At 58.3% G+C, this 13,828-nt stretch carries 11 protein-coding genes; 8 read left to right on the top strand and 3 right to left on the bottom strand.

Translation table 11 applies throughout. The features are described 5' to 3' along the window. The first annotated feature begins 2 nt into the window (after positions 1-2). The 6 genes from I9182_RS07630 to I9182_RS07605 all read left to right on the top strand — a co-directional run bounded on the left by I9182_RS07630 (position 3) and on the right by I9182_RS07605 (position 6,725). Positions 3-452 carry an isoprenylcysteine carboxylmethyltransferase family protein gene (locus I9182_RS07630; RefSeq protein WP_209597732.1) on the top strand — a complete coding sequence of 150 codons (450 nt, stop codon included), beginning with the start codon at positions 3-5 and terminating at the stop codon, positions 450-452. A 129-nt stretch (positions 453-581) separates the two neighbouring features. Next, entirely contained in the window at positions 582-2,153 is a 1,572-nt protein-coding gene (locus tag I9182_RS07625) for a Re/Si-specific NAD(P)(+) transhydrogenase subunit alpha (RefSeq protein ID WP_209597730.1), read from the top strand. 13 nt (positions 2,154-2,166) lie between these two features. Next, the gene (locus I9182_RS07620) at positions 2,167-3,621 is read left to right on the top strand and encodes an NAD(P)(+) transhydrogenase (Re/Si-specific) subunit beta (RefSeq protein ID WP_209504484.1); all 1,455 of its coding nucleotides are present in this window, start codon (positions 2,167-2,169) and stop codon (positions 3,619-3,621) included. 155 nt (positions 3,622-3,776) lie between these two features. After that, positions 3,777-4,133, top strand: a complete 357-nt coding sequence (locus I9182_RS07615; protein ID WP_209504483.1) for a VOC family protein — start codon at positions 3,777-3,779, stop codon at positions 4,131-4,133. Positions 4,134-4,242: 109 nt separating this feature from the next. Next, positions 4,243-5,520: a DUF3422 domain-containing protein gene (locus I9182_RS07610; protein WP_209504482.1), complete on the top strand. Its 1,278-nt coding sequence runs from the start codon at positions 4,243-4,245 to the stop codon at positions 5,518-5,520. Positions 5,521-5,588: 68 nt separating this feature from the next. Further along, positions 5,589-6,725, top strand: coding sequence for an MFS transporter (locus I9182_RS07605; RefSeq protein ID WP_245222548.1), 1,137 nt, complete (start codon positions 5,589-5,591; stop codon positions 6,723-6,725). Positions 6,726-6,732: 7 nt separating this feature from the next. On the opposite strand, the gene I9182_RS07600 is transcribed toward I9182_RS07605, so the two are convergent. The 3 genes from I9182_RS07600 to I9182_RS07590 all read right to left on the bottom strand — a co-directional run bounded on the left by I9182_RS07600 (position 6,733) and on the right by I9182_RS07590 (position 10,514). After that, positions 6,733-7,713, bottom strand: coding sequence for an ABC transporter permease (locus I9182_RS07600; RefSeq protein WP_209504481.1), 981 nt, complete (start codon positions 7,711-7,713; stop codon positions 6,733-6,735). Next, complete coding sequence (locus I9182_RS07595) at positions 7,706-8,713, bottom strand: ABC transporter permease (RefSeq protein WP_209597729.1); 1,008 nt, start codon at positions 8,711-8,713, stop codon at positions 7,706-7,708. Before I9182_RS07595 ends, I9182_RS07600 begins: the two co-directional genes overlap by 8 nt. Positions 8,714-8,807: 94 nt before the next feature. Then, complete coding sequence (locus I9182_RS07590) at positions 8,808-10,514, bottom strand: peptide ABC transporter substrate-binding protein (protein WP_209597727.1); 1,707 nt, start codon at positions 10,512-10,514, stop codon at positions 8,808-8,810. Positions 10,515-10,799: 285 nt separating this feature from the next. Between I9182_RS07590 and I9182_RS07585 the strand changes: the two genes are divergently transcribed. Next, positions 10,800-12,620, top strand: coding sequence for an ABC transporter ATP-binding protein (locus tag I9182_RS07585; RefSeq protein WP_209597725.1), 1,821 nt, complete (start codon positions 10,800-10,802; stop codon positions 12,618-12,620). A gap of 4 nt (positions 12,621-12,624) precedes the next feature. Further along, positions 12,625-13,791 carry an acetylornithine deacetylase gene (gene argE, locus I9182_RS07580; RefSeq protein ID WP_209597722.1) on the top strand — a complete coding sequence of 389 codons (1,167 nt, stop codon included), beginning with the start codon at positions 12,625-12,627 and terminating at the stop codon, positions 13,789-13,791. The last annotated feature ends 37 nt before the right edge of the window (positions 13,792-13,828 follow it).

Below are 13,828 nucleotides of genomic sequence, written 5' to 3'. Positions count from 1 at the left end.
GAATGCGCTGGATAGATGTACCGCCAGTTTGGTTGATCGCTTTTGCGGCGCTGGCATGGGCGCAGGCCAGATACATGGCGCTGGGCCTGTCACTTGAGAGCGACCTGACCGACCTTCTGAGCGGAGTTCTGATCGGCGGCGGCGTTCTGATGGCCGTTCTGGCCATTGTCGAGTTTCGCCGCCACAAGACAACCGTCATTCCCCATGAGACGCCGACCGCGATGGTGCAAACGGGCATCTACAAACGCAGTCGAAACCCGATCTACGTCGGTGACGTTCTGATTCTTGCGGGTTTGATCCTGCGGTTTGACGCCGTGTTGTCACTGGTGTTGGTTCCGGTCTTCGTCTGGGTGCTGGAACGCCGGTTCATCTTGCCGGAAGAAGACCGCCTGCGCCGACAATTCCGCACGGATTTCGCACGCTACGAACGCAAGACGCGGCGTTGGATCTAAAGTGGCTGATCTTGTGATGTCACGTAAAAAATGCTGCGCTTGCGAAATAATGTTGCGCAGGATACATCTTTGCTTAACAAAGAATACCGACCACCCGCTCGGACAGAGTAAGAATTAGGGGGACTGCCAGTGAAGATAGGCACGCCAAAGGAAATACTGGACGGTGAGAACCGGGTTGCAATGACGCCCGACTCGGCCGTGCAATTGCAGAAACTGGGCTATGAGTGCCTGATCGAGAAAGGCGCGGGCACGGCTGCCGGTTTTTCGGATGCCGCATACGAGGCCGTAGGCGTTGAGGTGGTCAAGACCGCAGCGTCGCTGTGGAAGGCTGCGGATATCGTTGCCAAGGTTCGTATCCCGACCGAGGCCGAACTGAAACGATTGACCAAGGGCAAGACCCTGATTTCGTTCTTCAATCCTGCGGGCAACGAAGAAGGAATGGAGCTGGCCAAATCCAAGGGCGCCAACGTGATCGCCATGGAGATGGTGCCACGCATTTCGCGCGCGCAGAAGATGGATGCGCTGTCGTCGATGGCAAATATCGCGGGCTATCGCGCCGTGATCGAGGCAGGCAACAACTTTGGCCGTTTCTTCACTGGTCAGGTGACCGCCGCCGGTAAAGTTCCTCCTGCCAAGGTTCTGATCGTTGGGGCCGGTGTGGCCGGTCTGGCCGCAATCGGGACGTCCACGTCGCTGGGGGCCATCACCTACGCGTTTGACGTACGCCCGGAAGTGGCCGAACAGGTCGAATCGATGGGGGCGGAGTTCGTCTATCTGGACTTCGAAGAAGAGCAGCAGGACGGCGCGGCGACCGGTGGTTATGCCTCGGTCCAGTCGGAAGAATTCCGCAATGCCCAGCTGGCCAAGTTCCGCGAACTTGCACCTGAGATGGACATCGTCATCACGACGGCCCTGATCCCCAACCGTCCGGCGCCCAAGCTGTGGCTGGAGGATATGGTCAAGGCGATGAAGCCGGGCTCGGTCATCGTTGACCTTGCGGCCGAGCGTGGCGGGAACGTCGAAGGTACCGTGCCGGACGAAAAGGTCGTGACGCCCAACGGTGTGACCATCATCGGTTATACCGACTTCCCCAGCCGGATGGCGGCGCAGTCGTCGTCTCTGTACGCGACCAACATCCGTCACATGATGACTGATCTGACGCCTGAAAAGGACGGCCAGATCAATCACAACATGGAAGACGATGTGATCCGCGGTGCGACTGTAACACATGAAGGTGAAATCACTTTCCCGCCGCCACCGCCCAAGATTCAGGCGATTGCGGCGCAGAAGAAGCCCGAGGTCAAGGAACTGACCCCGGAAGAGAAAAAGGCGCAGGAGATTGCGGCCTTCAAGGCGCAGACCAAGCAGCAGTTTACATTGTTGGGTGTTGGTGGCGCGCTAATGCTGCTGGTGGGGCTGGTTGCCCCGGCCAGCTTCATGCAGCATTTCATCGTCTTCGTGCTGGCCATTTTCGTGGGCTTCCAGGTGATCTGGAATGTCTCGCACAGCCTGCACACACCGCTGATGGCGATCACCAACGCGATCTCGTCGATCATCATCGTCGGGGCCTTGATGCAGATCGGATCGGGGTCGTTCCTGGTCATTCTGCTGGCGGCACTGTCCGTTTTCATGGCCGGGATCAACATCTTCGGCGGCTTCCTCGTAACCCGGCGCATGCTCGCCATGTTCCAGAAATCTTAAGGAGGCCGGGCACATGGAATTTGGCTTCACCACTGCCGCCTACGTTGTTGCGGCTGTTTTGTTCATCCTTTCCCTTGGCGGGTTGTCGAACCAGGAAAGCGCCAAGCGCGCGGTCTGGTACGGCATCGTCGGTATGGCGTTGGCGGTCTTTGCCACGCTGGTTGGCCCCGGGTCTGGCCTGTGGCTTCTGTCTATCCTGCTGATCATTGGCGGCGGTCTGATCGGTCAATACGTGGCGCAGCGCGTCCAGATGACCGAGATGCCGCAACTTGTGGCCGCGATGCATTCGCTGGTCGGTCTGGCCGCGGTGTTTGTGGGTTTCAATGCGCATTTTGAGATCGGCAACGTGGCGCAGGTCCTGGCGATTGCGGATACGGCGAAAGAGGCGGATCTGCATGATCTGGGCACCTTTGCCAAACTGATCGCCAAGAAGACGCCGGCCGAGCTGGCGATCCTTCATGTAGAACTGTTCCTGGGCATCTTTATCGGTGCGATCACCTTTACCGGTTCGGTCGTGGCCTATGGCAAGTTGGCGGGCAAAGTGACCTCGGCGGCGACAAAGCTGCCCGGTGGTCATGCGCTGAACGCAGCGGCGGCGGGTCTCTCGCTGATCTGCTTGATCTGGTATACCTCGTCCGGTGGGCTGCTGCCGCTGATCCTGATGACCCTGGCCGCGCTGTTCATCGGTTATCACCTGATCATGGGCATCGGTGGCGCGGACATGCCGGTGGTTGTGTCGATGCTGAACAGTTATTCGGGCTGGGCCGCGGCGGCTATTGGTTTCTCGCTGGGCAATGACTTGCTGATCGTGGTCGGTGCGCTGGTGGGCTCAAGCGGTGCAATCCTGTCCTACATCATGTGCAAGGCGATGAACCGTCACTTTGTCAGCGTGATTCTCGGCGGCTTTGGTGGCCCGCAGGGTGAACAGATGGCCGTCGAGGGCGAGCAGGTGGCCATCGAGGCGGATGGCGTTGCTGCAGCCCTGAACGACGCCGACAGCGTTATCATCATTCCCGGTTATGGTATGGCGGTGGCGCAGGCACAGCAATCGGTCAGTGAACTGGTCCGTAAGCTGCGCGCCAAGGGTAAAGAGGTGCGTTTTGCGATCCACCCGGTCGCGGGCCGTTTGCCGGGCCATATGAACGTGCTGCTGGCCGAGGCGAAGGTGCCCTATGATATCGTTCTGGAAATGGACGAGATCAATGACGACTTCCCGGACACGGATGTGGCCATCGTCATCGGCTCGAATGACATCGTGAACCCTGCGGCGCAGGAAGATCCCAACAGCCCGATTGCCGGTATGCCGGTTCTGGAATGCTGGAAGGCCAAGCAGGTCTTCGTGTCCAAACGCGGTCAGGGTACAGGGTATTCGGGTATCGAAAACCCGCTGTTCTTTAAGGAAAATACCCGCATGTTCTATGGCGACGCCAAAGCATCGCTGGACAAGCTGCTGCCGATGATCGATTGATCCACCGGTCTGATCCAATTGCAAAGGGCGCCTTTGGGCGCCCTTTTCTTTACTTGTACTATTGGGGGCTTTGCCCCCAAACCCCCAGGATATTTATGGCCAGATGAAGCGGGCGGGTTGTGGTATAATAGACATGCGTATTGTTGGAGCGAAGCATGGAGAAAGTGAACGGTATAGGGGGCGTATTTTTTCGGGCCAGTGATCCTGAGGCATTGAGCCGCTGGTACGAAGAACATTTGGGTGTAAACCACTATGATCCGGTGCCCTGGAAGCAGCGCGAAGGGTATACGGTGTTTGCGCCGTTCGCGAAAGACACTGAGTATTTCGGAAACCCGGATCAGCAATGGATGATCAATTTTCGAGTCGACGATCTGGGCGCGATGATACAGCAGCTTGAAGCTGCCGGAATCGCTGTTGAGACTCGCCCCGACTGGGACAGTGAGATCGGAAAGTTCGCGCGGCTTCACGATCCGGAAGGAAATCCGATCGAGCTGTGGCAGCCAAATCAATGAGATAGTCGGTTTGTATACCTTTGTATTCGTGTAAGTATATGAAATAAAATAAGAATTGATGTATCCGAGTTGTGACGTATAGTGCGGACACCGCTATCGGAGCCTCGGAATGACGCCAATCGATGATCACCCGCTGCGCTATGCGCTGGCCAATGAACTTCATGCCCGCCCGTTTCCGGCCGCCGATACGCCGTGCACGGTCGCCTTTCTTGCGATCAAGAAGCCGGAAGCAGCCGTCGCTCGGGACCGCAGTCAGGATATCGCCCATCTGATTGATCTGCTTGACCGACATGGGGCGCAACATCCGCAGCCGGGGGCCACGCATTATGCCGGGCAGATCGGACGCCATTGGCTGAAATGGGAGCAGCACACAGAGTTTGTCACGTATACGGCGATTGTGCCGAACGTCAGCGGCCGCCCTTTCAACCCCGCCGATTTCGAGGTTTTTCCCCCGGATTGGCTGATGGCCAGTCCGGGCCAGAGGATCACTTCGCTGCTGATGCGGGTGGTACCGCGCCCGGAAGATGCGGCTGTAAAGGTCGCTCTGGCTGATTGGTTCGAACCTGAAAGTCTTGCCGTGTCGCGGGTGTTGGATGCTTCGGCAATTTGCGCTAGCGATTTCCGTATCGACCCGGCTGGTCACATGCGTTTTGCCCTGTTCGTGACCGAAGGCACGGGCACGCGCCGCACAGGGCGTATTATCCAGCGGCTGTGCGAGATCGAGACATACAAGGCGATGTCGATGCTGGGCTTTGCCCGCGTCAAACAATTGGCCCCCCGGATCGAGGAACTGGACGCCCAGCTGGCGAAGCTGATGGTTGAAATGACAGATGACACCACACCACCAGATGCGCTGTTGCCTCAATTGCTGGCCACATCGACCGAGCTCGAGACCATTTCGGCCCGCAGTTCGTTCCGGTTTGGGGCAACCGGCGCTTATGAGGCGCTGGTGAATCAACGGATCGACGTCCTGCGCGAGGAAAGGTTCGAAGGTGGTCAAAGCTTTGCCGATTTCATGATGCGCCGTTATGATCCTGCGATCCGTACCGTGAAATCAACAGAACGCCGCCTGCAGGCGCTGTCTGACCGGGCCATCCGTGCGGGTGAGTTGTTGCGCACTAGGGTGGACGTCGAGCGGAGTGCACAAAATCAGGCCCTGTTGGAAAGCATGGATCGTCGGGCCGATCTTGCCTTGCGCTTGCAACACACGGTCGAGGGGCTTTCTGTGGTGGCCATCAGTTATTATGCAGTCTCACTGGTTGGCTATCTTCTGTATCCGTTGACGGCCACCGGTATAAGCAAGGGAACGCTGACGGCGGCGGCGACGATCCCGGTAGTAGCGGGTGTTTGGTTCGCCGTTCGGCGCATCCGCAAACGCCTGGGTTAAGCTGCAATTGCCAATTTGCGCCCAACCTGTAGAACGGGTGGGGCGGGCAGACAGCACGAGGTTCTCTGTTGATTGGTGTTTTCTCGGCATGGCGGGCAGTTGCGGCCATGTTCATCCTGAACGGGGCCTTGTTTGGCATCTGGGCTTCGCGCATTCCGGCCGTGCGCGACCGGTTGGATTTGTCTCATGACGCGTTGGGGTACGGGTTGTTGTTCATGGCGGCCGGGGCCGTCTGTTCCTTTCCTGTAACAGGGCGGTTGACGGATCGGTATGGTGCAGTCGCGGTCACCCGGATAGTGGCCGTTCTGTACACGTTGTCGCTGGTTCTGCTTGCTGTGGCTGTCGGGTTTTGGGTGCTGGCGTTTTGTTTGTTTGTTTTCGGCGCGTTCCACGGATCGATGGATGTGGCAATGAATGCCTGGGCCGCCGAAGTCGAGCAGGCTTATGACAAACCCGTAATGTCGTCATTCCACGCCATGTGGAGCCTTGGGGCCGGTCTTGGCGCGCTCAGCGGATATATGGCCGTTCAGATGGGGCTGACGGTTCTGGTGCACTTCCTAGTGGCGGGTGGCGCGGTTGTCGCCTTCGCGCTGGCCTTGTCGTGGGTGCGCTGGACGTCGAAACGGTCCGATCGGTCGCAAAGCTCGGTTTTTGCTTTGCCCTCGGGTGCGCTGATACTGGTCGGATTCGCGGCCATGTGTGGTGCATTGGGTGAAGGCGCCGTCGCAGACTGGAGCGCGATTTTCCTGCGAGACGTGTCCGGTGCGCCTGAAAGTGTTGCCGCATTGGGCTATGCCGTGTTTTCCGTGACGATGGTTGCGTTTCGACTTGCGGGTGCTGTTGTCATCACTTGGTTTGGTCCTGCCGCCACGGCTCGGTTTGGCGGGATCTGCGCGGCACTGGGCGTTTTCGCTGTGGTTTCTTCGGTCGCGCCCTTGCCCGCATTGGCGGGGTTTGCGCTGATGGGTATAGGGTATGCGGTGATCATGCCGCTGGCGTTCAGCCGTGCAGCCAGCGATCCGCATGTGCCGCCGGGGCAAGCCATCGCAAGTGTAGCTACGCTGGGATATGGCGGGCTGTTGATTGGGCCGCCGCTGATCGGATTTTTGGCGGAACTGTTCAGCCTGCGTCTGGCGTTTGCCGTGCTGTTGCCATTGGCTGTTCTGATCGTGCTGTTGGCCGGCGCGCTGAAGCGCGCCGACTGAACTTGTTTCAGCGTCCGCGAATGCGGGGATCCAGCGCGTCGCGCAGACCATCACCCAGATAGTTGACGCTCAGCACTGTCAGCGAGATTGCCAGACCGGGCCAGAATACACGCTCGGGGTATTGCTGAAGATAGTCGACACCATCAAACAACAGGCGGCCCCATGTCGGGAAGTCGGGCGGGAAGCCCAACCCAAGGAAGGACAGCGCGCTTTCGGTGATGATCGCCGTGGCAATCCCCAGTGTTGCCGACACCATGATTGGTGACAGAACGTTCGGCAGGATATGCCGCGTGATGATCTGGCTATTGCTGGTGCCGATGGAGCGTGCGGCCAGAACGAATTCACGTTCCTTGATGGCCAGCACGTCACCGCGCACGATCCTTGCAGTCGGCATCCATGAGGTGATGCCGATGGCGCAGACGATCAGGATGAAAATCCCGCGCTCCAGCCCAAAAGCCGCCGAAAGGGGCTCGCGGAACAGAAGCATCATGACCAGCAGCAAGGGCAGCAGGGGCAGGGCCAGAAACAGGTCTGTCAGACGCATCAGCGGCCCATCGAGCCGTCTGAAGAACCCGGCCAGAACGCCGATGAACGATCCCAGAAACAGCGCCAGCAACATCGCGGTTATGCCAACCGAGACTGAGGTTTGCCCACCCGACATCATGCGCGCAAGAATGTCGCGACCCAATTGGTCGGTGCCAAAGGGATGGGCCCAACTGGGCCCCTGATTGCGCGACCGGATATCGATCTGGGTCGGATCGATGCTCCACAGATACGGGCCCAAATAGACACCGGCCACGATGATGATAAACAGGATCGCCCCGACCATCGCGCCTTTGTGGGTCTTGAACTGATCCCAAACATCGCGCCATTGGCTGCGGGGCGGGGTGGCGAGTTCTTCCATCACGTCGGCCGTTGGCAGCGCGGTGGATGCCGGGGCCAGACCTTCGTCGGGGATCAGCGTGTCTGATTTGTCGTGATCAGTCATAGCGAATCCTCGGGTCCAGAATGCCATACAGGACGTCGGCGATCAGGTTGAACAGCACGATCAGTACAGCGAAGATAAAGGTCAGGGTTTGCACCATCGGCAGATCATTGGCCTGAATCGCTCCGATCAGCAGCTGACCGATGCCATTCACCTTGAACACCTGCTCGGTGATGATGGCGCCGCCGAAGATGGCCGGGATACCCAGTGCAATGACCGTGACCACGGGGATCATCGAGTTCCGCAGAACGTGGACCATGACCACGGTGTATTCGCTGAGCCCCTTGGCGCGGGCGGTGCGAACGTAATCCTGGTTGAGATTGTCCAGCATCGAGGCGCGCATGAAGCGGCTCAGCTGCGCGGTGATCTGCAACGCCAGAACCATGACGGGCATGATCATCTGCTTGAGCTGCACGACGAAGCTGTCCCAACTGTTGACCACATGGGTGGTGTCATAGATCGACGGGAACCAGCCCAACTGAACCGAAAAGATCACGATCACCAGCACGCCCGAGAAAAACGGCGGGACCGAGAAGCCGACCATCGAGACGAAGGTACCCATCTGGTCGAACCAGGAATATTGGCGGTAAGCCGAGTAGATGCCGATGGGCAGCGCGATCAGGATGGCGACCACATAGGCGGTGCCGACAACCCACAAGGTCTGCGGGATACGCTGAACGACGATGTCCATGACCGGCGAGCGGGTCTGCCATGAAATCACGCGCAGGTCGCCTTCGGAGAAGGTTGTACCGAATACAGAGTCGACCAATACCTGTGGTTCTATCCAGAAGAACTGCACAATCCATTTCCAGAACCGGATATGCATCGGTTGGCCGAGGCCAAGCGCCTCGCGCATCTTCTCTTTAACTTCCGGGGGAACGGTGAGTGGAACCTGTGCCATCGGGTCGCCAGGGGCAAGCTCGAGCAGCAGGAAAATGACGAGGCTGATGAACAGCAGTGTGGGCACCGCCAACACCAGTCGTCTGATTGTGAAATTAAGCATTAAGAGGCGCCTTTATATGCGTCTTCTTGTTGGGGTGGGATGCAAATGACCGCGCCCCGATAACGATCGGGGCGCGGTTTTGCAAGGTCAGTGCTTAGGAACCGGTCTTGCGGTACCAGTCCGCAATGTTCCACAGCTCGCTGTCCCAAACGTTCAGGACAACGCCACCCAGGGTGTTTGCGTGTGCCGAAAGGCGACCACGGTGCACCAGCGGGATCATACCGCCGTTTTCAACCATGATGTCGTTCAGCTGTTTCGCGATCTCGGCGCGCTGTTCCAGACCAGCAGTTTCGGCCAGCTGTGCGTGCAGCTTATCGAACTCTTCGTTGCAGAAGCGGCTGATGTTTTCACCCTGCCACTGTGTGTCGGGACGAGGTGCCTTGTCACACAGACCGTTGCCCAGATAGGACTGAGGGTCGGTGCCGTTGAAAGTGTTGGCGTACATTTCAACGTCGGCATAGAACTTCTGGAAGGTGTCCGGCGAGCCCGGGTCACCACCGAAGAAGACCGAAGCGTTGATGTTGCGCAGTTCGGTTTCGATACCGATCTGGCTCCACCATTCCTTGATCAGCGCCTGGAAGTCCTGACGGACGGCGTTGGTCGAGGTCTGATAGACAACTTTCAGCGGAACACCGTCTTTTTCACGGACGCCGTCGCCATTGGTGTCAACGATACCTGCTTCGTCCAGCAGGGCGTTCGCACCAGCGATATCCTGCGTGTCACAGGTCATCGAGGTCGAGTTGAACGCAGCCGGGGCCGGAACCCAGTTACAGGTCACTTTACCTGCCTGACCATAGCCGATCTCAACCAGTAGCGGGCGGTCGATCGCCATGGACATGGCTTTGTAAACGGCCGGGTCCTGAAGGAACGGGTGCGGATGCGTTGCGGTCGACCGCTCACCTTCTGGCAGGTCGGGCGACGGGTTGGTCTGGTTCAGCATGATACGTTCGACCAGAGGACCGAAGCCCGCGACCGGAGTACCTTTGCCGCCTTCTTGCATCTGCGCGATCACTTCGGGCGCCAGCTGAAGGTTCCAGGCATAGTCAAACTCGCCGGTTTCCATGACCGCACGACCAGCCGCCGTTGCATCGCCGCCACCTTTGAAGGTGACTGTCGCAAAGGCAGGTTTCGCCGGGTCGCGATAGTTGTCGTTTGCCTTAAACGTGATCACGTCATTCGGCTTGAACTCGGTGACAACAAACGGGCCGGTGCCGATGGGGTTAAAGTTCTGCTCGGTGCATTCGGGGGCTTTCGCGCCCATACAATCCGCGAACTGAGCAGCCTGAATGATCGGGCTTTCGCCACCTACAAACGGGCCGTAAGGGAAGGGGGTTGGTTTGTCGAAGGTGACCTTGACGGTCAAGTCATCCACAGCCTCGACACTGGTGACGCCTTCAAACTTGGTGACTTGCGCACAGCCGCCTTCGGGGTCCATGCAGTAATTCGCGGTAAAGACCACATCCGCCGACGTAAACGCCGAGCCGTCTGACCAGGTGATTCCCGGCGCGATCTTCCATGTGATCGATGTAAGGTCCTCGCTGACGCCACCGTTTTCAACAGTTGGAATCTCTGAGGCCAGATATGGCACCATGTTGCCGTCCTGGTCGTAGCGGGCAAGAGGCTCGATCACCAGCGAGGCTGATTCCACGTCTTTCGTACCGCCGGACAGGAACGGGTTCAGGATCGACGGAGCCTGCCAGTAAATGATGCTGACATTGCCGTCCGATCCACGCTCGGCAAAGGCTGCAGGGGCCATCGCCGTGCTTGCAATCGCACCAAGCAAAAGGGTTTTGATTTTCATAAGTTACTCCCAAGTTGGACACGTTCGTGTCTCGATTATCTCCGCAAGGCCTGCGGGTTTGGCGTTGCCGCCCCAAGGTAAGGTTTTGATCAACAAAGATAATAGCGCTAACGATTTCGGTCTGCGCCGCCTCCCCAGGTCGGTTACATGGCGTATCGAAACAGAACCTGAGAAAAATGCAAGTAGTGCCGTCGCGAAAATGTGTAATGGGTTTGACTTTTCCCGGCGGCCCGCCTTAGCGTTCGGAATTCAGAAAAAGAAAACCGTCGTCAAGGGAGCGCGCGCGTGCTGGATCAGCCTATTGCACAGATAAAAAAACTGCGGGTGGAGTTTCAGACGAAGGATGGCCCCGTTGTTGGTGTTGAGGATGTCTCGTTCGAGGTCAAACCGGGTGAAACCGTTTGTATCGTTGGCGAATCGGGCTCGGGGAAGTCGGTGTCGTCGCTGTCGCTGATGCGGCTGGTCGAGTTCGGAGGCGGCGAAATCGCTGGTGGTGAACTTCTGTTTGACCGCCGCGACGGGAGCGAGATGGACCTGTCCAAAGCCGATCCGGATCTGATGAAACAGATTCGCGGCAACGAGATCGGGATGATTTTTCAGGAGCCGATGACGGCGCTTAATCCGGTTTTTACCGTTGGCCGCCAGTTGACCGAAGGTCTGCGCATCCACAAGCAGATGTCGAAGGTGCAGGCCGAGGACCGGGCGCTTGAATTGCTGCGCCAGGTTCGCATCCCCGAGCCCGAGCGTCGTCTGAAACAATACCCGCACGAGTTGTCGGGCGGGATGCGCCAGCGTGTCGTCATCGCGATGGCCATGGCCTGCGAACCCCGCCTGCTGATCGCCGATGAACCCACCACAGCGCTGGACGTGACCATTCAGGCCGAGATCCTGGCCCTGATGGACCGCCTGAAGCGGGAAACCGGAACTGCGGTGATGTTCATCACCCACGACATGGCTGTGGTTGCCCAGATGGCTGACCGCGTGGTGGTGATGTTCCGTGGCAACAAGGTCGAAGAGGGGACCGTCAAGGAAATCTTTGAAAACCCGCAGCATGATTACACCAAGGCCCTTTTGGCCGCAGTACCGAAGCTGGGTGAAATGCAGGGCAAGTCGGCACCCGAACCGATGAAGTTGCTGGGTGTCGAGGGGCAGAAAATTGCGCCCATACACGGAACTGAAGAGGTTTTGCTGACGGTAAAGAACCTGACCACGCGGTTTCCTGTCAAAGGTGGTCTTCTGCGGCGCACGATCTCGAACGTTCATGCAGTCGAGGATGTGTCGTTCACACTGAACAAAGGTCAGACACTCAGCCTTGTGGGCGAATCTGGGTGCGGCAAGTCCTCGGCCGGGCGTTCGATCCTGCGGCTGGTCGAGCCGATGGCGGGTGAGGTCAATCTGGACGGTGTCGATATCATGAAGCTGGACCCGTCCGGCCTGCGCAAGGCGCGGTTGGACATGCAGATGATCTTTCAGGACCCGTTCGCCTCGCTGAACCCACAGATGCAGTTGGTCGATCAGGTTGCCGAGCCGATGCGCAACTATGGCGTGGCGTCGGGATCAGAGTTGCAGGACCGCGTCGCGCAGTTGTTTGACAAGGTGCAGCTGCCGCGCAGCTTCATGCGTCGTTTCCCGCATGAAATGTCCGGAGGACAGCGCCAGCGGATCGCGATTGCCCGCGCACTGGCCCTGAACCCCAAGCTGATCATCGCGGATGAGGCAGTCTCGGCCCTCGACGTGTCGGTTCAGGCACAGGTTCTGAACCTGATGATGGAGCTGCAGTCCGATTTGGGGCTGTCCTATCTGTTCATCAGCCATGACATGGCCGTGGTTGAACGTGTCAGCCACTATGTCGGTGTTATGTATCTGGGCCGCATTGTGGAACTGGGCCCGCGTGCGCGTGTGTTCGAAAACCCGCAACACCCCTATACGCAGGCATTGATGAAGGCAGTTCCAATTGCTGACCCGAACAAGCGAAAGACAGAAAAAGACCTGAACTTCAAACCGATCCCGTCACCGATTCACCCTGTCGACTACAAACCGGAACCCTCGCAATATCAAGAGGTTGAGCCGGGTCACTTTATCCTGACCACCGACAGTGGGTACTGACACGATGGCCAAGCGCCTGACGCCGCTTGAGATCATGACCAAGCTGATCTCATTCCCAACCGTGAGTCGTGACACCAACCTGCCATTGGTCGACTGGGTGGAAGAATACCTGCAAAGCCACGGGATCACATCGCACCGCTGGCCTGATCCGGATCAGCCGCATAAGACGGCGATTTTTGCGCATGTCGGCCCTTTTGAAGAAGGCGCAGTTGTGCTGTCCGGGCACACGGATGTCGTGCCGGTTGACGGGCAACCCTGGGACACCGATCCCTTCACGGTGACCGAGAAGGACGGCAAATATTTCGGGCGCGGCACCTGCGATATGAAAGGGTTTGATGCGCTTGCCATCTGGGCGCTGGTCGAGGCGCATTACGCAAATGTGAGACGACCGCTTCAACTTGCGCTGAGTTTTGATGAGGAAGTCGGGTGTACCGGAGCGCCGCCAATGATCGAGGCGATGCAGGGCGTTCTTCCCAAAGGCTCGGCGGTGATCGTGGGTGAGCCATCGATGATGCAGGCGGTAACGGGTCACAAGGGCGGGTTCGGCTTTGACACCCATATCGTCGGGTTCGAAGTTCACAGCTCGATCATGCACACAGGCGTTAACGCGATCATGGCAGCGGCCTCGCTGATCGACTGGGCCAACCAACAGAACGCGCGGAACATGGCGGCGCAACCCAGTACCGTTGCTGCCGTGTTCGATCCGCCCTGGACAACCTGCCATGTCGGTATGATTGAAGGCGGAACAGCCCATAACATTACCGCCAAAGACTGCCGGTTCATGATGGATTTCCGGACTGTGCCCGATGAAACGCAGCCCCAATGGCGCGATGCCTATTTCGAACAGGTTCGGCACATTGAGGCTCAGATGCAGGCTGTTCACCCGGATACCCGCATCGAACTGAGTGAAAACTTCGCGATTCCGGGGTTGATCCCGGAAGAGGATGGTGAAGCCGAAGCACTGGTACGCGCCCTGACCGGAGACAACGCAAGCCATGTGGTCAGTTACGGGACCGAGGCAGGTCAGTTTCAAGAGGCCGGGTATTCTGCCGTGATATGCGGACCCGGAGACATAGCGCAGGCCCATCAGCCGAATGAGTTCATTACGATTGAACAATTCGAAGCCGGTCATAAATTCATGCAGCGATTGGTTGAAAAACTATGCGCCTAGCCCGGTGTAATACGGTGCCAGCGGTTGAGAGAAAGGT

It is taken from the genome of Ruegeria sp. HKCCSP351 (genome assembly GCF_017872535.1).
Lineage (GTDB): Bacteria > Pseudomonadota > Alphaproteobacteria > Rhodobacterales > Rhodobacteraceae > Ruegeria.
Note: the sequence above shows the minus strand (reverse complement) of the source record. Positions and strands in the feature narration are given on the sequence as shown.